This is a genomic window from Pseudomonas lalucatii, from assembly GCF_018398425.1.
Lineage (GTDB): Bacteria > Pseudomonadota > Gammaproteobacteria > Pseudomonadales > Pseudomonadaceae > Aquipseudomonas > Aquipseudomonas lalucatii.
The window spans coordinates 1,831,225-1,852,611 of record NZ_JADPMV010000001.1; the positions used below are offsets into that span (position 1 = coordinate 1,831,225).

Consider the following 21,387-nt stretch of genomic DNA (forward strand, 5'->3'; position numbering starts at 1 on the left):
ATGAAGAAGCTGATGTCGTCGATTAAGGAGGTGATCCAGCCGCAGGTTCCCCTACGGCTACCTTGTTACGACTTCACCCCAGTCATGAATCACACCGTGGTAACCGTCCCCCTTGCGGTTAGACTAGCTACTTCTGGTGCAACCCACTCCCATGGTGTGACGGGCGGTGTGTACAAGGCCCGGGAACGTATTCACCGTGACATTCTGATTCACGATTACTAGCGATTCCGACTTCACGCAGTCGAGTTGCAGACTGCGATCCGGACTACGATCGGTTTTATGGGATTAGCTCCACCTCGCGGCTTGGCAACCCTTTGTACCGACCATTGTAGCACGTGTGTAGCCCTGGCCGTAAGGGCCATGATGACTTGACGTCATCCCCACCTTCCTCCGGTTTGTCACCGGCAGTCTCCTTAGAGTTCCCGGCATAACCCGCTGGTAACTAAGGACAAGGGTTGCGCTCGTTACGGGACTTAACCCAACATCTCACGACACGAGCTGACGACAGCCATGCAGCACCTGTCTTACAGTTCCCGAAGGCACCAATCCATCTCTGGAAAGTTCTGTAGATGTCAAGGCCAGGTAAGGTTCTTCGCGTTGCTTCGAATTAAACCACATGCTCCACCGCTTGTGCGGGCCCCCGTCAATTCATTTGAGTTTTAACCTTGCGGCCGTACTCCCCAGGCGGTCAACTTAATGCGTTAGCTGCGCCACTAAAATCTCAAGGATTCCAACGGCTAGTTGACATCGTTTACGGCGTGGACTACCAGGGTATCTAATCCTGTTTGCTCCCCACGCTTTCGCACCTCAGTGTCAGTATCAGTCCAGGTGGTCGCCTTCGCCACTGGTGTTCCTTCCTATATCTACGCATTTCACCGCTACACAGGAAATTCCACCACCCTCTACCGTACTCTAGCTTGCCAGTTTTGGATGCAGTTCCCAGGTTGAGCCCGGGGCTTTCACATCCAACTTAACAAACCACCTACGCGCGCTTTACGCCCAGTAATTCCGATTAACGCTTGCACCCTCTGTATTACCGCGGCTGCTGGCACAGAGTTAGCCGGTGCTTATTCTGTCGGTAACGTCAAAATTGCAACGTATTAGGTTACAACCCTTCCTCCCAACTTAAAGTGCTTTACAATCCGAAGACCTTCTTCACACACGCGGCATGGCTGGATCAGGCTTTCGCCCATTGTCCAATATTCCCCACTGCTGCCTCCCGTAGGAGTCTGGACCGTGTCTCAGTTCCAGTGTGACTGATCATCCTCTCAGACCAGTTACGGATCGTCGCCTTGGTGAGCCATTACCTCACCAACTAGCTAATCCGACCTAGGCTCATCTGATAGCGTGAGGTCCGAAGATCCCCCACTTTCTCCCGTAGGACGTATGCGGTATTAGCGTTCCTTTCGAAACGTTGTCCCCCACTACCAGGCAGATTCCTAGGCATTACTCACCCGTCCGCCGCTGAATCAGGTAGCAAGCTACCCTCATCCGCTCGACTTGCATGTGTTAGGCCTGCCGCCAGCGTTCAATCTGAGCCATGATCAAACTCTTCAGTTCAATACTGCTTGGGTTTTGAGAAAACCCTAAACTTGGCTCAGCAATCGCAAATCTCTTACTTAAAAGAGGTAACTCTCGAATTAACGAGTGTTGCTTTGTGATGCTGATAATCAGTTGACTACCAGTCTTACCTCACAAGCACCCACACGAATTGCTTGATTCAGTTGTTAAAGAACAGTTGGTTAAGTCTTTCGTCTCAACCGAGGCGCGCATTCTACAGCAGCCTCATCTTCCGTCAAGCAGTTTCGAAAAATTCTTTTCAAACTCAACCGCTTGCGCCTTCGATCGGCTTTCAGCCCCTCGTCAGCGGGAGGCGAATTCTACAGCGCTCAAACCCGCTGTCAACCACCTCTTTCAACCGCCTCCGATCGACTCGACCGAAGCGCCGACAGGATCAACCACTCACCCTGCCAGGCCGGCGCATTCTACGCAGCTTTCGCTGCATTGCAACCCCTATTTTTAAGTCAACCAATTGATTTACAAGAGGTTTTCCGAGAGGTCCGCGCCGGAAGTGGTGCGCATTATAGGCCCCGCTCGCGACAGGTCAACGCTTTATTTTACATTTGTTCGCATTCAGCTCCCGATGGCGGTCCACACGCTGCTGAGAGCACCATGCGCGGCACATAAGCCCGGGAAAAGCGGGAAAAGAAGAAGCACGGAAAAGAACGCGAAGGGAAACAACAAGGCAACTCTGCAGCCACGAAAGACAACGCACTGCAGAGCCTAGCAAAGACCGAATCACTTCACCGACTTGCGCCGACGCAACTGCAACAAGTACTGCAAGGGGCCGGAAGCGGCGTAGGCCAGGAAGATGATCAGGAGTATCCGCGGTGGATCGCTGAAGACCACGGCGAACAGCAGCACGACCACTAGAATCGCGACAAAGGGCACCCGCCCCTTCAGGTCCAGGTCCTTGAAGCTGTAGTACTTGATGTTGCTGACCATGAGCATGCCCGCAGCCGCTACCAGAACCGCCACGCCAAAGGCCATATTCGAGCCCTTGATGCCGAAATCACTGAAGGCCCAGACAGTGCCGGCGACGACACCGGCCGCTGCCGGGCTGGCCAGACCAATGAAGTAGCGCTTGTCGGTGGTGCCGATCTGCGTATTGAAGCGCGCGAGGCGCAGCGCCGCTCCGGCGACGTATATGAACGCCACCATCCAGCCTACCTTGCCCATGCTGCCCAGTGCCCACTCGAACGCCAACAACGCCGGAGCCACCCCGAAGGCGACCATATCGGACAAGGAGTCGTATTCGGCGCCGAAGGCGCTCTGAGTATTGGTCAGGCGCGCCACCCGGCCATCGAGGCTATCCAGCACCATGGCCACGAACACGGCGGCGGCGGCCACGTAGAAGTTGCCGTTCATGGCATTGATGATGGCGTAGAAGCCCGCAAACAGGTTCGCCGTGGTGAAGAGGTTGGGCAGCAGGTAGACGCCGCGGTGACGAACCTTGCGCCCCTCATCGTCATGCCCTTCCTCGACATGCTCGTCGATTGGCAGGAGGCTCTCTTCGTCGGCGGCCGACTTGGGCTCTTCTGGACGTTCGTTCATGAACAACACCTTGCAACGGATAGGAGAATTTCGGCGAACAGCAACCAGGGCAACAGGCTGCCCGCCCGCCTCGATGACCAGGCTTTATACCAGAAGCCTCGCTACAGAACGAAAAAACGCGGCCAAGGCCGCGTTCTTTCTAACACCGACAGGGCTTAGTTCTTGCTCTTGTCGACGATCTTGTTGGCGGAGATCCACGGCATCATCGAGCGCAGCTGCTCGCCGATGATCTCGATGCCATGGGCCGCGTTGTTGCGGCGCTTGGCGGTCATCGACGGATAGTTGGTAGCACCTTCGCTGATGAACATCTTGGCGTACTCGCCGTCCTGGATGCGCTTCAGGGCGTTGCGCATGGCCTTGCGCGACTCCTCGTTGATCACTTCCGGGCCGGTCACATACTCGCCGTACTCGGCGTTGTTGGAGATCGAGTAGTTCATGTTGGCGATGCCGCCTTCGTACATCAGGTCGACGATCAGCTTCAGTTCGTGCAGGCACTCGAAGTAGGCCATTTCCGGGGCATAACCGGCTTCGACCAGGGTTTCGAAACCGGCCTTGACCAGTTCGACGCAGCCACCACAGAGAACGGCCTGCTCGCCGAACAGGTCGGTTTCGGTCTCGTCCTTGAAGGTGGTTTCGATGATGCCGGTACGGCCGCCACCGACGCCGGAGGCGTAGGACAGGGCGACGTTCTTGGCGTTGCCGGAGGCGTCCTGGTAGATCGCGATCAGGTCAGGGATGCCGCCGCCCTTGACGAACTCGGAGCGCACCGTGTGGCCCGGGGCCTTCGGCGCGATCATGATCACGTCGAGGTCGGCACGCGGCACCACCTGGTTGTAGTGGATGGCGAAGCCGTGGGAGAAGGCCAGAGTGGCACCCTGCTTGATGTTCGGCTCGATCTCGTTCTTGTACAGCTGGCCCTGAAACTCGTCCGGAGTGAGGATCATCACCAGGTCGGCGGCGGCGACGGCGGAGGCGACGTCGGTGACCTTGAGGCCGTGGGCCTCGGCCTTGGCAACGGTGCTCGAGCCCTTGCGCAGACCGATGGTGACGTCGACACCGGAGTCCTTCAGGTTGCACGCCTGGGCATGGCCCTGGGAGCCGTAACCGATGATGGCGACTTTCTTGCCCTGGATGATGGAGAGGTCGCAGTCTTTGTCGTAATAAACTTTCATGTTCTTGGCTCTTTTGAATCGAAAGGAGTGGGGCGCAAAGGCACCGTGACAAGAGGCACCTTAAGTGATCCGCACCGTTGCGTAAAATGATATATTTGCAACACAACATGCCGAAATACGAAACAACAATGGACAGCCACGCCCTCAAGCTTTTTCTTGCCCTGGCAGACAACCTGCACTTCGGCAAAACCAGCCGCGAGCAGCACGTCAGCCCCTCCGCACTCAGTCGCTGCATCAAGCAGCTGGAAGATGAACTCGGCGCACAGCTGTTCCTGCGCGACAATCGCTCGGTCCGCCTGACCCGCGAGGGGCAGCAGTTCCGCGAGTACGCCAGCGAGGTCATGAATGGCTGGCAGGCCATTCGCCAGGCGTTCCGGCAGGACCAGCTGGTTCTGCACGGCGAACTCTCCCTGTACTGCTCCGTCACGGCCAGCTACAGCTTCCTCTACGACATCCTCAGCAGCTTTCGACAGGACTACCCGCGCATCGAAATGAAGCTGCACACCGGCGACCCGGCAAGAGCCGTCGAACGCGTGCAGCAAGGACTGGAAGATCTTGCCATCGGCGCCCGCCCCGACCACTTACCCGCCGGCATCGATTTTCAGTCGATCACTCGCTCCGAGCTGCGCTTCATCGGCCCGCAGTCGCCACAGCTCCTGACCGAAGACCAGCTGATCCACCCCGACGCGGAAAGCTGGAAAGATGTGCCGATGATCCTATCGGAAGAAGGCCTGGCCAGAACCCGGACCGACCGGTGGCTGAAAAGCCACAACATCAAACCGCGCATCTACGCCCAGGTGAGTGGCAACGAAGCTATCGTGAGCATGGTGAGCCTGGGGTTCGGCATAGGCGTGGCGCCGCAGATCGTGCTCGACAACAGTCCGCTGACCGCACGCATTCGCATCTACGACATTCAGCCGCCGTTGACCGCCTACGATATCGGCCTGTTCGCGCTGCAGAAGCGCCTCAAGGACCCGCTGATCGCGGCCTTCTGGAATCGCCAGCAATAATCTGCGGCGAAAAAAAGCCCCGCACTGGTCGGGGCTTTCTTCAGCATGGCAGTCAGATACTCAGCACCTTGTCGCCCCGGGCGATGCCGGTGACGCCGCTGCGTACGGTTTCCAGGATCGACGCGGTGCCGACGGCCTGAATGAAGCTGTCCAGCTTGTCGCTCGTGCCAGCCAGTTGAATGGTGTAGACGCTGGTATTCACGTCGACGATCTGCCCACGGAAGATGTCGGTGGTGCGCTTGACCTCGGCGCGCTGGGCGCCGGTGGCCTTGACCTTGACCAGCATCAGCTCGCGCTCGATATGGGCGCTTTCCGACAGGTCCACCAGCTTGACCACCTCGATCAGCTTGTTGAGGTTCTTGGTGATCTGCTCGATCACCTCATCGTGGCCGACGGTCGTCAGGGTCAGACGCGACAGGGTCGGATCTTCGGTCGGCGCCACGGTCAGGCTTTCGATGTTGTAGTTGCGTTGCGAGAACAGACCGACCACACGGGACAAAGCGCCTGGCTCGTTTTCCAGCAGCAGGGAGATAATGTGTCGCATGGTTAGGTCCGCTCCGTCTTGCTCAGCCACATATCGCGCATCGCCCCGTCCTTGATCTGCATCGGATAGACGTGCTCGCTGGTGTCGACCTGGATATCGAGGAACACCAGGCGATCCTTCATCGCGAAGGCCTGCTCCATCATCGGCTTGAGGTCCTTCAGCTCGGTGATACGCATGCCGACGTGACCGTAGGCCTCGGCCAGCTTGACGAAGTCCGGCAACGACTCCATGTAGGAGTGCGAGTGGCGGCTGCTGTACATCATGTCCTGCCACTGGCGCACCATGCCCAGGGCGCCGTTGTTCAGGTTGACGATCTTCACCGGCAGGTCGTACTGCAGGCAGGTCGACAGCTCCTGGATGTTCATCTGGATGCTGCCTTCGCCGGTCACGCAGGCCACATGGTCATCCGGGAAGCTCAGCTTGACGCCCATCGCCGCCGGCAAGCCGAAGCCCATGGTGCCGAGGCCGCCGGAGTTGATCCAGCGGTTAGGCTTGTTGAAGCGGTAGTACTGGGCGGCGAACATCTGGTGCTGGCCGACGTCGGAGGTGACGAAGGCGTCGCCCTGGGTCACCTCGCAGAGGGTCTCGATCACGGTCTGCGGCTTGATGATGCTGCCATCGCCCTTGTCGTAGGGGAACATGCCGCGGCTGCCGCGCCACTCGTCGATCTGCTTCCACCAGCTGGACAGCGCCGCCTTGCTCGGGCTCTCGCCGATCTCCTTGAGGATCGCGACCATCTCGGTCAGCACGCTGTCCACCGGCCCGACGATCGGGATGTCGGCCTTGATGGTCTTGGAGATCGAGGCCGGGTCGATGTCGATATGGATGATCTTGGCGCTCGGGCAGAACTTGCCGGCACCGTTGATCACCCGGTCGTCGAAACGCGCACCGACGGCGAGGATCACATCTGCGTGGTGCATAGCCAAGTTGGCCGTGTAGCTGCCATGCATGCCGAGCATGCCGAGGAACTGGCGGTCGCCGCCTGGGTAGCCCCCCAACCCCATCAGGGTGTTGGTCACCGGCAGGTTGAGCATCTGCGCCAATTCGGTCAGCGGCGCCGCGGCGCCGCCCATGATCACCCCACCACCGGAGTAGACCACCGGCCGCTTGGCGCTGAGCAGCAGTTCCGCGGCCTTGCGAATCTGCCCAGAATGGCCGCGAACGGCCGGACTGTAGGAGCGCAGCTTGGCCTTCTTCGGATAGACGTACTCGAACTTCTCGGCCGGATTGGTCATGTCCTTGGGAATGTCCACGACCACCGGACCGGGACGGCCGGACTGGGCCAGGTAGAAGGCCTTCTTCATGACTTCCGGGATTTCGGCGGCATGCTTGATCATGAAGCTGTGCTTCACGATCGGCCGGGAGATACCGATCATGTCGGTTTCCTGGAAGGCATCGGTACCGACCATGTTGCTCGGCACCTGACCGGACAGCACCACCATCGGAATGGAGTCCATATAGGCGGTGGCGATACCGGTGATGGCGTTGGTCGCGCCCGGACCGGACGTCACCAGCACCACGCCGGCCTTGCCGGTAGCGCGGGCGTAGCCGTCAGCCATATGGGTTGCCGCTTGTTCGTGGCGAACCAGGATGTGATTGACTTCCGGTTCCTTGAACAGGGCATCGTAGATATGCAGCAGGGCACCGCCTGGGTACCCGTAGATGTTCTTCACGCCTTCGTCACGCAAAAAGCGGACGACCATTTCAGCGCCGGATAAAAGCTCCACGTTGTTCACCTCTTGAACGCCAGAATGTCACCCGACAACGAGTGACTCTTAGTAGGTATTACTGGTCAGCGGACTTGCACGACTGTGGTCGTGAACTCTGAACATCGGCATGACGAGTAACGGAACAGCCCATGGTCTTGCGGGACTGACCCTCCCAGCGCGAGGTAACGCGTTGCGGGTAACACGGTTCGGCACGGGTAGCGCCTCTTGTTGCTGAGCTGGAGGACACTTGCGGCGGACTCCACTACAGCGAACGTTGGATTGTTCGGATTAGGCGGGGGCAAGTCAAGCGGTCCGTAACGGATTTCGCAATCTTCTGCTGTGACGCAGCGCAGGATGAAGAATCGGTCGATTTGGTTATAGTAAGCCCCAGCTTCCGCCGCCCTTAAAAGGAAACAGCATGCGCCGCACTATCCTCACCAGCAGCTTGCTGCTCGCCCTGAGCGCAACCGCCATGGCCAGCCAGGTGTACAGGTGGGTCGACGCCCAGGGCGTCACCCATTTCGGTGCGCAGCCTCCGCAAGGCGCACAGGCCACCACCATCAACACCGCCGCACCGCCGCCCAAGCCGGCCGAGGCGCAAGCCGCACCGACCTTCCAGAGCATCGCCGACCCTGAACAGGCCGCCATCGACGAGAAGGTGAAGCGCGAGGTCGCGGCCAAGGAGGCCGAGCGCAAGCAGTATTGCGAGAGCATACGCACCAACCTGGCCCAGCTGCAGAACAACCCGCGCGTGCGCATCGAAGTCGATGGCGAGGTACGGCGTCTCAGCGAGGAGGAACGTCAGGAGCGTATCGGCGCGGCACAGAAGTCGATTGCCGACAATTGCAAGTGAAACACCGGGCGCGGCCTCAGTCCGCGCCGCCGATCAGCCGGTCGAATTCGCCGAGCAGGCAAATCAGCTCGCCGGCCTGGGCCGCCCGATCACTGTAGACCTGCTCGGCCATCGGCCGAATACCGGAAACGCTGGGCAACTGTGCCCCGGCCTCGAGCATCTGCTTCATGCGCGGCAGGAATATCCACTGCAACCACTGCTCGAACGCCATGCTGTCGACGCAAAACGGCTGCTGGCTGGCCAGCGCCTGCGCGCTGGGCGGCTGCTCGCTCCACCAGCCCTGGACGCGCAACTCACGCTCGATCAGCAACAACTGCTCGGCGATGGCGGATACCCGCGCCTCCATCAGAGATTGACCCGCGCGCGTTCGCGCGCCTGGGCGGCACCGGCGGGGTCGCCCTGCCGCTCGCGCGCCTGGGCGATCAGGTTCCACAGGCTGGCCTGCAAGGCCGGACGCCCACTGGCGTAGCTCAAGCCGCGACGGGCGAACTGTTCGGCCTGCGCCGCATCGCCCTGGGCCAGCCGCACCTCGGCCAGGCGGTAGAGCACCTGCGGCTCGCGCGGGGCGATACGCTGGGCCCGCTCCAGACTGGAGGCCGCGCCGTTCAGGTCGCCACTGCCCTGCTGCTGCTGGGCAGCCGTCAGCAGCGCCAGCACCGGACCGTCCAGCTGTTCGTCGGCGGCCAGGCCGCCGTTGCTGGGAATCCCGCTCGGCATCGAGGGCGCCGGCGGGCTGTAACCGCCCAACGGCTCGCCGATGCTCAGCGGGGCGCTGTCGGTGACGCCGCCAATCGGTGCGCTGGGCGCCGGGAAGGTCTGGATGGGCGCCGAACTACCGGCGCCCTGGGGCACCATCACCACCACCCCGGAATCCTGCGGAACGGCCTGGGGCTGAGGCTGGATGGCCGGCTGGCCATAGCTGCCACCACCCGCCTCCTGCTGCTCGTAGACCGAACCGCTGGAGTCGACCACAGGAATCGAGCCGCGCGGCACGCTGGCGCAGCCGCCCAGCATCACCGAGGCGGTTAGCGCAGGAATCCACCACTTAGTCACGTCACATCCTCTCACTTAATCCAACCAACCGCGTACCCAGTCCATCACCGAATCGACCGGGGCCTGAATGCCACAGGCCGGGCCGGGTAGCGGCTCACTCCCTCGAATATACGGCATCTGCACGGCGTTCGGGCAGCTCGGATCGGAGCCTTGCCCGGTACCGGCATCGACCCAAGCCTGCTGCACGTTGTCCGGCAACGGCATGTCCAGCGGCAGCGGATCGGCCTTGCGCATGAAGTCGGTCCAGACCTGCAAGGCGCCGCTGGCCCCGGTCAGCGGGGTCGGGCCGTTGTCATCGCGGCCGAGCCAGACCACGGCGAGCAGGTCCTGGCTGAAACCGGCGAACCAGCTGTCGCGCGAGTCGTTGCTGGTGCCGGTCTTGCCGGCCAGGTTCAGGGAGCCGGGCAATTGGTTGTACACCGAACGGCCGGTGCCTTCGCGCATGGTGCGCTGCATGGCGTTCTGCAGCAGGTAGATGGCGCCGGCGTCGAAGCGCTGCTGGATCTGGTAGGGATAGCGCTTGAGCGGCTCGCCTTCGGCGGTCAGCACACTGCGAATGCCGCGCAACGGCGTATTGAAGCCGCCGTTGGCCAGGGTCTGGTACATGTCCGCCACCTCCATCGGCGTCAACGCCCCGGCGCCCAGCAGCATCGACGGATAGGCCGGCCACTTGCGCTCCACGCCGAGGCGCTCGAGGGTCTTGAGCACATTGGGCACGCCCAACTCCAGGCCCAGCTTGGCGGTGGACAGGTTGTAGGAGTTGGCCAGCCCCTGATACAGGTAGATGGTGCCATGGGCCTTGCGATCGTAGTTCTGCGGGCGCCAGACCTGACCGTCCTGCCCCTTGATGGAGAACGGCTGATCCTCCAGCAGGCTGGTCAGGGTGAACTGGCTGGGACGCTCCAGGGCGGTCAGGTAGATCGCCGGCTTGATCAGCGAGCCGATCGGCCGCAGCGCATCCAGGGCCCGGTTGAAACCGGCGAAGCGCGGCTGGCGGCTGCCGATCAGCGCCTGCACCTCGCCGGTCTCCGGGTTGGTCACCACCATCCCGGCCTCCACCTGATCCACGCCCTTGCGCCCGGACAGGCGCTTCAACGACTCCGCCAGAGCGGCCTCGGCCTTGAGCTGGAGGATGGGGTCGAAACTGGTGAAGATGCGCAGCCCCTCTTCGGTCAGGTCGGCCTCGCGATAGTCCTCGCGCAACTGGCGCTTGACCAGGTCGAGGAACGCCGGGAAGGAGCTGTCGGCCAGGCTGCCGCGCTGGGTCACGCCGAGCGGCTTCTGCTTGGCCGCGGCCGCCACCTCGGCGGTGACCACGCCCTGCTCGAGCAGGATGTCCAGCACCAGGTTGCGCCGCTCCAGGGCACGCTCGGGGTTGCGCCGCGGGTTGTAGTAGGTCGGCCCCTTGACCATGCCCACCAGCAGCGCCACCTGGTCGAGCTTCAGCTCGTTGAGCGGCTGGCTGAAGAAATACTGGCTGGCCAGGCCGAAGCCATGCACCGCGCGCTGGCCGTCCTGGCCGAGGAACACCTCGTTGAGGTAGGCCTCGAGAATGTCCTTCTTGTCGTAGTGCAGTTCCAGCAGCACCGCCATCATGGCCTCGGTGGCCTTGCGCGTGAGGCTGCGCTCGTTGGTCAGGTAGAAGTTCTTCACCAGCTGCTGGGTCAGGGTGCTGCCGCCCTGGCGCAACTTGCCGGCCGTGGCGTTGATCCAGACCGCGCGGGCGATGCCCTTGGGCGACACGCCGAAGTGATTGAAGAACTCGCGGTCCTCGACCGCCACCAGGGTCTCCACCAGATACGGCGGCACCTGCTCCAGCTTGATCAGCACGCGGTCTTCCTGATGGGCCGGGTACAGCCCGCCGATCAGCATCGGCTCCAGGCGGGCCACCGCCAGGTTGCCGCCATTGCCCTGGTTGAGGCCGGCGACGTAGTCGCCGGAGAAGCGCACGCGCACGCGCTGCGCCGGCTCGCTGCTCTCGTAGAACTGGAAGCCGCGGGTGTGCAGCTCGATGCTGTTGCCGGCCACCGCCACTGCGCCCGGGCCGCTGGCCGCGCTCTCGCGGCGATAGCCGAGGGCGTCCAGCTCCTTGAGGAAATCGTTCTTCGCCAGCTTCTGCCCGACGAACAGTTCCAGGGGGCGGGCGTAGACCTTGGCCGGCACCGTCCAGCGCTTGCCGGAGAATTTCTCCTGCACCACGGCATCGAGATAGACGGCGAAGCCCGCCAGCACCACCAGAGCGACCAGGCCAAGCTTGAAAGCCCAGCCGAGCCAGGGGCGCATGCCGCGGGAACGACGTTTGGAACGGGAACGGGGGGATCGGGTACGAGTCATGGCGCGGCATTATACGCACTTTGCGCGGGCGCCGGCAGGCGCTGCCCGGCGGTTTGCAGAGCGCCTCACAACGGCCATAATGCCGGCCTCTATTATCGCCAGAACGCCAAGGATCGCCCGTGAGCCAAGCCCTGATCGCCGCCCTGCAGAACCCGGCCCTCTACCCCCATGCGGTAGACGGCTTCCAGGTCATCGAGACGCATATCTCCTGGGTTCTGCTGACTGGCCCCTATGCCTACAAGATCAAGAAGCCGGTGAACTTCGGCTTCCTCGACTTCACCGAGCTGGCGGCCCGCGAGCACTTCTGCCAGGAGGAGCTGCGCCTCAATCAGCGCCTGACCCAGGGCCTCTACCTGGAAGTCCTGCCGATCAGCGGCAGCGTCGAGGCGCCACGCCTGTCCGGCGACGGCCCGATCATCGAGTACGCCCTGAAGATGCGTCAATTCCCCCAGGACCAGCTGCTCGGCGAGGTCCAGGCCCGCGGTGAGCTGAGCGAGGAGCATATCGAGGCGCTGGCCCGGCAGATCGCCGCCTTCCACCTCAAGGCCCCGCAGGTCCCTCAGGAACACGAACTCGGTACACCGCAAGCGATCATGGCACCGGTGCTGCAGAACTTCGAGCAGGTCCGCCCCCTGCTCTCGGACCGGGCCGACCTGCAGCAGCTCGACGCCCTGCAGGCCTGGGCCGAGACCAGCTACGCCCGCCTCGAGCCCGTGCTGGCCCAGCGCAAGGCCGAGGGCTTCATTCGCGAATGCCACGGCGACATCCACCTGGGCAACGTGACCCTGCTCGACGGCCAGGTGACGCTGTTCGACTGCATCGAGTTCAACGAACCCTTCCGCCTGATCGACATCGCCTCCGATGCCGCCTTCCTCGCCATGGACCTGGAAGATCGCGGCCTCAAGTGCCTGGCCCGGCGCTTCGTCAGCGCCTGGCTGGAGCACACCGGCGACTACGCCGCGCTGGAGTTGCTCAACTTCTACAAGGCCTATCGCGCCATGGTCCGCGGCAAGGTCGCGCTGTTCCGCCTCGGCCAGGAGCAGGATGCCGTGCAGCGCGCGGTGATCCTGCGCCAGTACCGCCGCTATGCCGCCCTGGCGGAAAGCTACAGCGCCATCCCCTCGCGCTTCCTGGCCATCACCCACGGGGTTTCCGCGGTCGGCAAGAGCCACGTGGCCATGCGCCTGGTCGAGGCCCTGGGCGCCGTGCGCCTGCGCTCGGACGTCGAGCGCAAGCGCCTGTTCGGCGAGCAGCCGGTCGCCGATCAGGGCCAGCTGAGCGCCGGCATCTACAGCCAGGATGCCAGCAGCGCCACCTACCAGCGCCTGCACCGCCTGGCCGATGCCGCCCTGCATGCGGGCTTCCCGGTGGTGATCGACGCCACCTACCTGAAACGGGAGCAACGCCGGGCAGCCTGGCAGATCGCCGAGGCCACCGGGGCGCCCTTCCTGATCCTCGACTGCCAGGCCCCGCAGGAGGTGATCGCCGGCTGGCTCGCCCAGCGCCAGGCCGCCGGCGTCGATCCGTCCGACGCGACCCTGGAGGTGATCCAGGCGCAACAGGCCAGTCGCGAACCGCTCGACGACGACGAACAGGCCAACAGCAAGCGGGTCGACACCCACGACGGCGCCAGCCTGGACGGCCTGGTGAAGCAGATCCGCCAACGCCTGCCCGGACTGTGACAGCGGCGCGGCCGGTCGCGACGAGCAGATCGCGCCGCGACTTCTATACTGGCGGGAAACCACCCTAGGGAAAGCCCGCCATGAGCCAGCCGCGCCAACTCGATAGCCCGCTCTACCGCCTGCTGCGCGAGGAAAACATCAGCGGCTTCAACGCCCAGCGGCCCATGGACGTCGAAGTCGACCTGAGCGGCGGCGATTTTCGTGGTCTCGACCTGCGCGCCCTGGACGCCCAGGGCATCAATTTCACCGACGCCTACTTCCGCGGCACCGACCTGCGCGGCCTCGACCTGCGCCATTCCCGCCTGGAGGGTGCCAGCCTGGCCCATGCGCAGATCTCCGGGACCTACTTCCCGGCGGACCTCTCGGCCGACGAACTGCTGATGTCGGTCAACTTCGGCACCCGCCTGCGCTACCGGACCCGCTGAACATGAATGAAGCAAGCGCCCTGTTCGCGGCCGGCGCCCAGGCCTACGCCAGCTATCGTCCGCAGTACCCGGCAGCCCTGTTCGACTGGCTGGCGCGCCACAGTCCGCAACGCCAGAGGGCCCTGGATATTGCCTGCGGCAACGGCCAGGCCAGCCAGCCATTGCGCCGCCATTTCGCCCAGGTGCTGGCCTGCGACGCCAGCATCGAACAGCTGCGCGCCGGCAGCGACTGGGGCGGCGTCCAGGTCTTCGTCGCCGACGCACCGGCGCTGCCCCTGCCGACGGCCAGTCTCGACCTGATAGTGGTCGCCCAGGCGCTGCACTGGTTCGCCAACCCGGCGTTCTTCGCCGAAATCGAGCGCCTGCTCAAGCCTCGCGGCCTGTTCTGCGCCTGGTGCTATGGCCTGATGCAGATCGACGGCGGACTGGACGCCCTGATCGAAGACCTCTACCGCAATACCCTGGCCGGCTACTGGCTGGATGGGCGTGCCAGCGTCGATGCCGGCTACCGGGATATCCAGCTGCCCCTAGCCCGGATCGCGGTGCCCGAGATGGCCCTCGAGGCCTCCTGGCACTTCGCCCAGCTGACCGGCTACCTGCGCACCTGGTCGGCGGTCCAGCTCTGGGAGCGACAGCACGGCCGCGACCCGGTCGCCGAGCTGACGCCGGCCTTGCAGCGGGCCTGGGGCGATGTCGAGCGGCCACGTCCGGTGCGCTGGCCACTACACTTTCTGGCAGGCATCGCAGGCTGAGCGCACTTCGTTTCGCCCGCGCAACGCAAGGAGACTCGATGAACGACGAACTGCAACACCTGAAGAACCTGGGCAAGACCTCGGTGCAATGGCTGCACGCCGCCGGCATCCACAGCGCCAACGACCTGCGCCGCCTGGGGGCGGTGAGCGCCTACCGGGCCGTTCGGGCGAGGGGCTTTCGCGCCTCCAAGGTGCTGCTCTACGCCATAGAGGGCGCCCTGCTGGACGTGTACTGGAACGAGCTGCCCCCCGCCCACAAGGCCGAGCTGAACGGCCAGGTCGAGGCGTACGCCGCGCACAACAAGAGCTAGCTCACAAGCTGCGCCGACGAGGATTTACCAAATGCCTGCCGCCCCCTATTGTTTCAGGGCCATTCGTGCCTCTAGCCAGCCAAGCCAGTTCAAGGAATCACGCTCATGTACTTACTCGGGGAGCAACCGGCGTACGCCGACCAGCTGATCAGCCGACTGCAAAGCATCCCCGCTCAGCTGCTGGACGGGCTGCAGCCTGCGGGCCCCGCCCTGCTGCTGGAGCAGGTGGAGGATCTGGCGCCGGAGCTGCCGAGCAATCGGCTGTTCATCATCGAGGACGGCCTGCTGCACGCGCTGGTCGACGAGCGCCCGCTGTTCTATCTGCAGGAGGGCGATCTGGTGGGCCTGCGTCAGGGCATCGACCTGCCCAGTTGCCGCTACCGCAGCGAAGAGCCCCTGAGCCTGATGCCCTACTCGCGCAGCGCGGTGTTCCAGCACATCTATGCCAGCGAGCAGCGCCAGGAACTGTTCATCCAGTACCTGATCGGCCACACGGCGCTGCTCTCCGATGCCCTGGCGCGCCTCAAGCAACCGGAGATTCGTCCCTCCACCGGCTTCCAGCACTTCGCCGCCGGCGAGGAGCTGATCCACCAGGGCGACGCCGCCGACCATGTGTTCATCATCATCGAAGGCCACGCCGAGGCCTTCGTCGACGGCCACAAGGTCGGCGACGTGCAGAAGGACGAGATCTTCGGCGCCATGGCGGTGTTCACCCGCGAGCGGCGCAGCGCCACCGTGCTGGCCACCGAGCCCTGCACCGTGATGGTGATCCCCAAGGAACAGTTCCTCAGCCTGATGCAGAGCAATCCACGGATCGCCCACAGCCTGATCGAGAGCATGGCGCGGCGCATCGACTTGCTGAACAAGGAAGTGACCCAACTGCGCCTGCCGGCCGAGGCGGTCTAAGCGGCGCGCCAGCCCGAAGCGCGGGGGCGAGAAATTATTTGCCCCGAGGCGTTGACATCGAAATGAGAATTGTTATTATTCAATCAACTGATCGCGAGATCAGCCGATAAGCTAAAGGGACCTGCAGTCGGACTCTTCAGATTATCTCCTCATCAGGCTAATCACGGTTATTGACCCGGCGCATGCCGGGTCTTTTTTTTGCCTGTCATTTCCCCCGCCCCTGGCGGCACTAATACGCCAGCTTGGCGTAGAAGGTCTGCTGCGAGGCCTCGCGGGCCTGCCTGAGGGTGTGGATGCCGCGCTCGGCGAGCAGCGGAATCAGACGCAGGAACACCTCGCCTGTGACCATGGCATCTCCCAGGGCCGTATGCCGGCCGACCACCTGCACCCCCAGGCGCGCGGCGATCTGCTCGAGGCGGTGTTCGTCGGCCGTGTGGCCGGGGTGGGCCAGGGCCGACAGCAGCAGGGTGTCGAGGACCGGCTGGATGAAGCGGATGCCGGTCTGCGCCTCCTTGAGCTGCAGGAAGCGCATATCGAACGCCGCGTTGTGCGCCACCAGCACGGTGTCCTCGGCGAAACGCTGGAACAGCGGCAGCACCTGGGCGATGCCTGGCTGGCCGGCCAGCAGCTCCGGGGTCAGACCGTGCACCTGCTGGGACTCCCGGGGAATCGAGCGGTGCGGGTCGATCAGCTGCTCGAAACACTCCTGCTTGAGCAGGTGGCCGTTGACGATGCGCACCGCACCGATCGAAATGATCTCGTCGCCCTCCGAAGGCGCCAGGCCGGTGGTTTCGGTGTCGAACACGGTGTAGGCCAGTTCGGCCAAGGGCCGCTCGTCCAGTTCCGGGGTCTGCCCCGGCTGGCTGAACAGGTCGAAGTCGTAGTACACCGGGCGGCCATGGGCGGGGGCAGCCGGAGCGTCCAGCGGCTCGGGTTCGATGACCGGCAGCTGCAGGTACAGGCAAGCGACGCCGGCGCCGCGGCCGCCCTGGCACCAGAGTTCGCCGCCGTGGCGCTCCAGCACCTCGCGCAGGGTCGTGGCACCGGGATCATCGCCGCCCAGGCTGAACGGCCGCGCCTCCCACTCATGCAGCAGCTCGGGCTCCACCGGCGGTCCCTGCCAGCGCAGGCCCAGTCGGGCGAAGCCATCCTCGCCGGCCAGCTCGAGTTCGACCTCGCTGATCCCGCAGGCGCCGGCCAGCGCCCCTGTCAACTGGGTCATGGCCTGCACCAGGGAGTAGCTGTCCAGGCTCAGCCAGAGCGGCGGACCATCGCCCGCATAGTGCGCGGTGACATTCAGGGCGGCGGCGAAATTGCGCTGCAGCGCCAGCAGCAGGTCGCTGGCCAGCATGTCCTCCAGCGGCCACTGCGGCCGCAACACGTCGGCGTGCCGGGCCAGCGCCTGCTCCAGCTGCTGGGACAGCCGTTGCGCCTCGTCGAGGATCACCGCGCCGAAACGCTGGCGCTGCTCGGCCTCCATCTGCGGATACTGCTGCACGGTTTCGGCGGCGGCGCGGATATTGGCCAGGGCACCGCGGCTGCCCTCGGTGAGCTGCAGCAGCAGGGCGTCGCGGCGGCTGTTGAGCTCCATCGCCCGGGTGGTGTCCTCGAGAATCAGCACGAAGCCGATCAGCTCGCCCTCGCCATCCTGCAACGGCACCATCTGGGCGCGCAGCAGGTGCGCACCGCGGGCCGTGACGAAGGTGGCCACCGGCCGCGGGCTGCGTTGCTCCAGGCGCCGGCGCACGCGTTCCAGGGCATGCACGATCAGGCGCTGGTCGAGAATGGCGAAGATCGATCGGCCCAGGCCGACCGGGGCGCCGTTCGCCTGCCCCCCGGCGGGCTCCAGGAGCAGGCTGGCACGGCTGTTGTAGAGCAGGATACGGCCCTCACGGTTGCACACCAGCACGCTCTGGGCCAGCTCCGACATCAACGCCACCAGGCGATTCTTCTCCTGCTCCAGGTCGGCATTGGCCTCCTCGATGCGCCGCCTGACCTCCTGCCGCTGGGCGTCATGACTCTCGGCAAAGGCGTTCAGCGCCCGCGCCAGCCGGCGCATCGGCCGGGCGCCCTGGGGACTGGCGCGGTGCCCGGGATTGACCCGGTGGATGATGTCGACCTCCTCGGCCAGGCGCACCGCCGCCTCCGGATAGGCCGCCAGGGCGAGCCGCAGGAGGACGGCGAAGGGCACCAGCAACAGGGCGCCGAGCACCACCAGCAACGCGCCCCGGCCCTCGAGCAAAGCCCGCAGCGCGGCGCGCTCGCTCGCGTCCAGGTCGACCCACAGCGCTGCCCCGGCCAGGCCGAGCAAGGCCGCCAGCAGTACCGCGAGGGCCGCCAGCCAGGCGACGAACCTGCGCCGCGGGCCCATGCCTAGTCGTCCCCGAGCAGCGCACGCACCTGGCCCAGCAGGTCCTGGGTCGAGAACGGCTTGGTGATATAGGCATCGGCGCCCAGCGCCAGGCCCTTGCTGATCTCCACCTCGCGGCCCTTGGCGGTCAGCATGACGATGCGCAGCCGCGCCCACGCCGGGTTCTCGCGGATCTTCTGGCACAGGTCGAAACCGCTCAGGTGCGGCAGCATCACGTCGAGCAGCACCAGGTCGGGGGGCTGCTGCTGGATCGACTCCCAGGCCTGCTGGCCGTCGTGGGCCAGCCGCACCTCATAGCCCGCCTGCTGCAGGAGGAACTCCAGGGAGATGACGATGTTCGGCTCGTCGTCGGCGATCAACACGGTATGACTCATGCCCGGTCCTCCGTCTTGCGGCCAGGGGCCGGCGCCTCGGCGCCGCCTAAGGGAAGCGTAAAGGAAAAGCACGCACCCTGCCCGCGCGCACTGTCCACCCACAGGCGTCCGCCGAAGTGCTCGATGATCTGTCGGCTGATCGGCAGGCCCAGGCCGGTGCCCTGGGGCTTCTCCGTGAGGCTGTCGCCGGCCTGGCGAAACTTCTCGAAGATCGCCTCCTGGTCGGCCGGGTCGATGCCGGCGCCGTTGTCGCGCACCGCCACCCGCAACGCCTCGTCCTGCTCGCACAGGGCGATGTCGATGCGGCCATGATCGCGGTCGCAGAACTTCACCGCGTTGGAGATCAGGTTGAGCAGCACCTGCAGCAGACGGTCGCGGTCGGCCAGCACCGGCGTCACCCGTGGCGGCAACTCCAGGCCCAGCTCGATCCGCCGGTCGCCGAGCAGCTGGCTGGTGGTGGCCACGGCATCCTCGATCACCGCCCCGAGGTCGACCGCGGTCGCCTGCCATTCGGCCCGCCCGGACTCCAGCTTGGCCAGGTCCAGCACCTGGTTGATCATCCGCGTCAGGCGCTCGCTCTCCTTGACGATGATGGCGATGAAGCGCGCGCGCTGCTCGGTTTCCAGCTGCGGATTGTCGTTGAGGATCTCGGAGAAGGCGCGGATCGAGGTCAGCGGCGTGCGCAGCTCGTGGGTGACGGTGGAGATGAAGTCGTCCTTCAGCCGGTCGAGCTCGCGCAGCCGTGCATTGGCCGCGCGCAGCTCGGCGGTGGCGGCCTCCAGCTCGCGCGACTGCTGCTCCAGGCGGCGACTGTAGGCCAGCACCTGGGAGGCCTCGTCGAGGATGCCCAGCACCTCGTCCATGCCCAGGGGCTCCTCCTGCACCACCGAGGCCAGCATCACCCGCGCCGAGGCGGTGCCGATGGCGCCGGCCAGCTGCTGCTCGGCGAAGTGCACCAGCTCGGCATCCGCCTCCAGCGCATCGCTCGAGGCCAGCCCGCGGCGCCGCGCATGGGCGGCGAAGGCCTCGGCGGCCCGCTGCGGACCGAGAAAGCGGCCGACCAGGGCGACCACCTCGCTTACCGAGGCGCTGCCGCGCCACAGGCTCGCCCCCTGCCCGGCGACCTTGAAGACATCGACGAACAGCAGCGCCTGGGCGTGTTCGCCGCTGCTCTGGCGGCGCAGCAGCGATACCCCGACATAGGCGCCGAGGTTGGCCGTCAGGCTCCAGAACAGCGAGTGGCCGATCTCGTCCAGCCCCTCCAGGCCGAACAGCGCCAGCGGCTTGAGCCAGGCGATGGCCAGCGGCCCCTGCTCGATGAAGCTCAGCGGCAGCCAGCCGGACTTGGCGAACGCCGGCAACAGCAGGGTGTAGGCCCAGAGCACGAAGCCCAGCGCCAGGCCGCTCAGGGCGCCGGCTCGGCTGCCCTGCTTCCAGTACATGCCGCCGAGCAGCGCCGGGGCGAACTGCGCCACCGCGGCGAAGGACACCAGGCCGATCGACACCAGGGCATAGGCCTCGCCGGCCGCCCGGTAGTACAGGTAGCCGAGCAGCATCAGCAGCAGGATGGCACCGCGGCGTATGCCCAGCAGCAGCCCCGACAGGTCGCGCCGGCGCGCCAGGCCCAGGCCCTGCCAGCGCAGCAGCAGCGGCATCGCCAGGTCGTTGCAGATCATGGTCGACAGGGCGATGGTCTCGACTATGACCATGCCGGTGGCCGCCGACAGGCCGCCGATGAACACCAGCAGGGCCAGCGCCGCCTGCCCCCGGGCCATGGGCAGGGTGAGGACGAAGGTGTCGGCGTCCACCGCACCGGCGGGGAACTGCATCAGCCCGGCGAAGGCGATCGGCAGGACGAACAGGTTGATCGCCAGCAGGTACAGCGGAAACAGCCAGGCCGCCTTGGCCAGGTGGTCCTCGTTGACGTTCTCCACCACGCCGACCTGGAACTGCCGTGGCAGCAACAGGATCGACAGCATCGACAGGAAGATCAGCGCCGCCCAGGAGCCGTAGGTGCCGGCGGGCCCGCCCAGGGTCAGCAGGCGGTCGATGTCCGGCAGCCGCGCCGCCTGGGCGAACAGGTCGGCGAAGCCCTGGTAGAGGCCGAAGGTGACGAACAGGCCGACGGCCAGGAAGGCCAGCAGCTTGACCAGCGACTCGAAGGCGATGGCGGCGACCATGCCCTCGTGGCGCTCGGTGGCATCCAGGTGGCGGGTGCCGAAGAGGATGGTGAAGGCCGCCAGCAACAGCGCCACATAGAGCGCGGTGTCCTGCAACGGGCCGAGCGTCAGGGTGGCGTCCGGCATGCGCACGGCCGGGTACTGCCAGAAGATCAGGAAGCTGGTGGACACCGCCTTGAGTTGCAGGGCGATATAGGGGATCACGCCGATCACCGCGATCAGCGTCACCAGGCCGCCGAGCAGCGCGCTCTTGCCATAGCGGGCGGCAATGAAGTCGGCGATCGAGGTGATGCGGTTGGCCTTGCTGATGCGGATCATCTTGCGCAGCACCAGCCAGAACAGCGCCGCCATCAGGGTCGGTCCGAGGTAGATCGGCAGGAAGCCGACGCCACTGGCCGCGGCCCGGCCGACGCTGCCGTAGAAGGTCCAGGAGGTGGCGTAGACCGCCATGGACAGGGCGTAGATGTAGGGATTGGCGATGATCGAGCGGCCGGTTTCGGCGCGCTTGTCGCCCCAGTAGGCGATGGCGAAGAGCAGCGCCAGATAGGCGCCGGCGGCCAGCAGGATCAGGGCGCCGTGCGGCATGCTCGGCTAGTC

General features: G+C 64.8%; 17 protein-coding genes and 1 rRNA gene. 7 read left to right on the top strand and 11 right to left on the bottom strand.

The features are described from left to right. Positions 1-23: 23 nt before the first annotated feature. The 3 genes from I0D00_RS08360 to ilvC form a co-directional block, all read right to left on the bottom strand. Positions 24-1,560: ribosomal RNA gene (locus I0D00_RS08360) — 16S ribosomal RNA — on the bottom strand. 738 nt (positions 1,561-2,298) lie between these two features. Beyond that, on the bottom strand, positions 2,299-3,114 hold the full coding sequence (gene pssA, locus I0D00_RS08365) for a CDP-diacylglycerol--serine O-phosphatidyltransferase (protein ID WP_213639258.1): 816 nt from the start codon (positions 3,112-3,114) through the stop codon (positions 2,299-2,301). A 155-nt stretch (positions 3,115-3,269) separates the two neighbouring features. Next, the gene (gene ilvC / locus I0D00_RS08370) at positions 3,270-4,286 is read right to left on the bottom strand and encodes a ketol-acid reductoisomerase (RefSeq protein ID WP_213639259.1); all 1,017 of its coding nucleotides are present in this window, start codon (positions 4,284-4,286) and stop codon (positions 3,270-3,272) included. Between the two features lie 128 nt (positions 4,287-4,414). Here ilvC and ilvY point away from each other — a divergent pair, with 128 nt between their 5' ends. After that, positions 4,415-5,296, top strand: a complete 882-nt coding sequence (gene ilvY, locus I0D00_RS08375; protein ID WP_213639260.1) for an HTH-type transcriptional activator IlvY — start codon at positions 4,415-4,417, stop codon at positions 5,294-5,296. Between the two features lie 52 nt (positions 5,297-5,348). On the opposite strand, the gene ilvN is transcribed toward ilvY, so the two are convergent. Together ilvN and I0D00_RS08385 are read right to left on the bottom strand one after the other, a co-directional pair. After that, positions 5,349-5,840: an acetolactate synthase small subunit gene (gene ilvN / locus I0D00_RS08380; RefSeq protein ID WP_213639261.1), complete on the bottom strand. Its 492-nt coding sequence runs from the start codon at positions 5,838-5,840 to the stop codon at positions 5,349-5,351. A gap of 2 nt (positions 5,841-5,842) precedes the next feature. Then, a complete protein-coding gene (locus I0D00_RS08385) occupies positions 5,843-7,567 on the bottom strand; it encodes an acetolactate synthase 3 large subunit (protein ID WP_213639262.1) in 1,725 nt (574 codons plus the stop codon). Between the two features lie 400 nt (positions 7,568-7,967). Between I0D00_RS08385 and I0D00_RS08390 the strand changes: the two genes are divergently transcribed. Then, a complete protein-coding gene (locus I0D00_RS08390; RefSeq protein ID WP_213639263.1) occupies positions 7,968-8,402 on the top strand; it encodes a DUF4124 domain-containing protein in 435 nt (144 codons plus the stop codon). Between the two features lie 16 nt (positions 8,403-8,418). Here the strand turns inward: I0D00_RS08390 and I0D00_RS08395 are convergent, their stop codons facing one another. The 3 genes from I0D00_RS08395 to mrcB are packed head-to-tail and all read right to left on the bottom strand — an operon-like array spanning position 8,419 to position 11,789. Further along, positions 8,419-8,748: a YqcC family protein gene (locus tag I0D00_RS08395; protein ID WP_213639264.1), complete on the bottom strand. Its 330-nt coding sequence runs from the start codon at positions 8,746-8,748 to the stop codon at positions 8,419-8,421. Further along, positions 8,748-9,455: a tetratricopeptide repeat protein gene (locus I0D00_RS08400; protein WP_213639266.1), complete on the bottom strand. Its 708-nt coding sequence runs from the start codon at positions 9,453-9,455 to the stop codon at positions 8,748-8,750. The genes I0D00_RS08395 and I0D00_RS08400 overlap by 1 nt, the downstream gene beginning before the upstream one ends. A gap of 15 nt (positions 9,456-9,470) precedes the next feature. Next, positions 9,471-11,789, bottom strand: a complete 2,319-nt coding sequence (gene mrcB / locus I0D00_RS08405; RefSeq protein ID WP_213639270.1) for a penicillin-binding protein 1B — start codon at positions 11,787-11,789, stop codon at positions 9,471-9,473. 119 nt (positions 11,790-11,908) lie between these two features. On the opposite strand from mrcB, the gene I0D00_RS08410 reads away from it, so the two are divergent. The 5 genes from I0D00_RS08410 (at position 11,909) to I0D00_RS08430 (ending at position 15,865) form a co-directional block, all read left to right on the top strand. Further along, positions 11,909-13,471, top strand: a complete 1,563-nt coding sequence (locus tag I0D00_RS08410) for a bifunctional aminoglycoside phosphotransferase/ATP-binding protein (protein WP_213639271.1) — start codon at positions 11,909-11,911, stop codon at positions 13,469-13,471. A gap of 80 nt (positions 13,472-13,551) precedes the next feature. After that, entirely contained in the window at positions 13,552-13,896 is a 345-nt protein-coding gene (locus tag I0D00_RS08415; RefSeq protein ID WP_213639272.1) for a pentapeptide repeat-containing protein, read from the top strand. Between the two features lie 2 nt (positions 13,897-13,898). Then, positions 13,899-14,648, top strand: a complete 750-nt coding sequence (locus I0D00_RS08420) for a class I SAM-dependent methyltransferase (RefSeq protein WP_213639273.1) — start codon at positions 13,899-13,901, stop codon at positions 14,646-14,648. Positions 14,649-14,686: 38 nt separating this feature from the next. Beyond that, entirely contained in the window at positions 14,687-14,959 is a 273-nt protein-coding gene (locus I0D00_RS08425; protein ID WP_213639274.1) for a TfoX/Sxy family protein, read from the top strand. Between the two features lie 105 nt (positions 14,960-15,064). Beyond that, positions 15,065-15,865 carry a Crp/Fnr family transcriptional regulator gene (locus tag I0D00_RS08430; protein WP_213639275.1) on the top strand — a complete coding sequence of 267 codons (801 nt, stop codon included), beginning with the start codon at positions 15,065-15,067 and terminating at the stop codon, positions 15,863-15,865. 229 nt (positions 15,866-16,094) lie between these two features. Here I0D00_RS08430 and I0D00_RS08435 read toward each other — a convergent pair whose 3' ends face one another. The 3 genes from I0D00_RS08435 to I0D00_RS08445 are packed head-to-tail and all read right to left on the bottom strand — an operon-like array spanning position 16,095 to position 21,375. After that, positions 16,095-18,236 (bottom strand): 3'-5' exonuclease, encoded by a 2,142-nt coding sequence (locus I0D00_RS08435; protein ID WP_213639276.1) that lies wholly within the window; start codon positions 18,234-18,236, stop codon positions 16,095-16,097. A gap of 2 nt (positions 18,237-18,238) precedes the next feature. Then, positions 18,239-18,610 carry a response regulator transcription factor gene (locus tag I0D00_RS08440; protein WP_213639277.1) on the bottom strand — a complete coding sequence of 124 codons (372 nt, stop codon included), beginning with the start codon at positions 18,608-18,610 and terminating at the stop codon, positions 18,239-18,241. Continuing rightward, a complete protein-coding gene (locus I0D00_RS08445) occupies positions 18,607-21,375 on the bottom strand; it encodes a sensor histidine kinase (protein WP_213639278.1) in 2,769 nt (922 codons plus the stop codon). The genes I0D00_RS08440 and I0D00_RS08445 overlap by 4 nt, the downstream gene beginning before the upstream one ends. Positions 21,376-21,387: the final 12 nt, after the last annotated feature.

What these genes read in the sequence shown, in the direction of transcription:
- pssA (WP_213639258.1), bottom strand. Translation starts at nt 3,114, where the DNA reads ATGAACGAACGTCCAGAAGAGCCCAAGTCGGCCGCCGACGAAGAGAGC.
- ilvC (WP_213639259.1), bottom strand. Translation starts at nt 4,286, where the DNA reads ATGAAAGTTTATTACGACAAAGACTGCGACCTCTCCATCATCCAGGGC.
- ilvY (WP_213639260.1), top strand. Translation starts at nt 4,415, where the DNA reads ATGGACAGCCACGCCCTCAAGCTTTTTCTTGCCCTGGCAGACAACCTG.
- ilvN (WP_213639261.1), bottom strand. Translation starts at nt 5,840, where the DNA reads ATGCGACACATTATCTCCCTGCTGCTGGAAAACGAGCCAGGCGCTTTG.
- I0D00_RS08390 (WP_213639263.1), top strand. Translation starts at nt 7,968, where the DNA reads ATGCGCCGCACTATCCTCACCAGCAGCTTGCTGCTCGCCCTGAGCGCA.
- I0D00_RS08395 (WP_213639264.1), bottom strand. Translation starts at nt 8,748, where the DNA reads ATGGAGGCGCGGGTATCCGCCATCGCCGAGCAGTTGTTGCTGATCGAG.
- mrcB (WP_213639270.1), bottom strand. Translation starts at nt 11,789, where the DNA reads ATGACTCGTACCCGATCCCCCCGTTCCCGTTCCAAACGTCGTTCCCGC.
- I0D00_RS08415 (WP_213639272.1), top strand. Translation starts at nt 13,552, where the DNA reads ATGAGCCAGCCGCGCCAACTCGATAGCCCGCTCTACCGCCTGCTGCGC.
- I0D00_RS08420 (WP_213639273.1), top strand. Translation starts at nt 13,899, where the DNA reads ATGAATGAAGCAAGCGCCCTGTTCGCGGCCGGCGCCCAGGCCTACGCC.
- I0D00_RS08425 (WP_213639274.1), top strand. Translation starts at nt 14,687, where the DNA reads ATGAACGACGAACTGCAACACCTGAAGAACCTGGGCAAGACCTCGGTG.
- I0D00_RS08430 (WP_213639275.1), top strand. Translation starts at nt 15,065, where the DNA reads ATGTACTTACTCGGGGAGCAACCGGCGTACGCCGACCAGCTGATCAGC.
- I0D00_RS08435 (WP_213639276.1), bottom strand. Translation starts at nt 18,236, where the DNA reads ATGGGCCCGCGGCGCAGGTTCGTCGCCTGGCTGGCGGCCCTCGCGGTA.
- I0D00_RS08440 (WP_213639277.1), bottom strand. Translation starts at nt 18,610, where the DNA reads ATGAGTCATACCGTGTTGATCGCCGACGACGAGCCGAACATCGTCATC.
- I0D00_RS08445 (WP_213639278.1), bottom strand. Translation starts at nt 21,375, where the DNA reads ATGCCGCACGGCGCCCTGATCCTGCTGGCCGCCGGCGCCTATCTGGCG.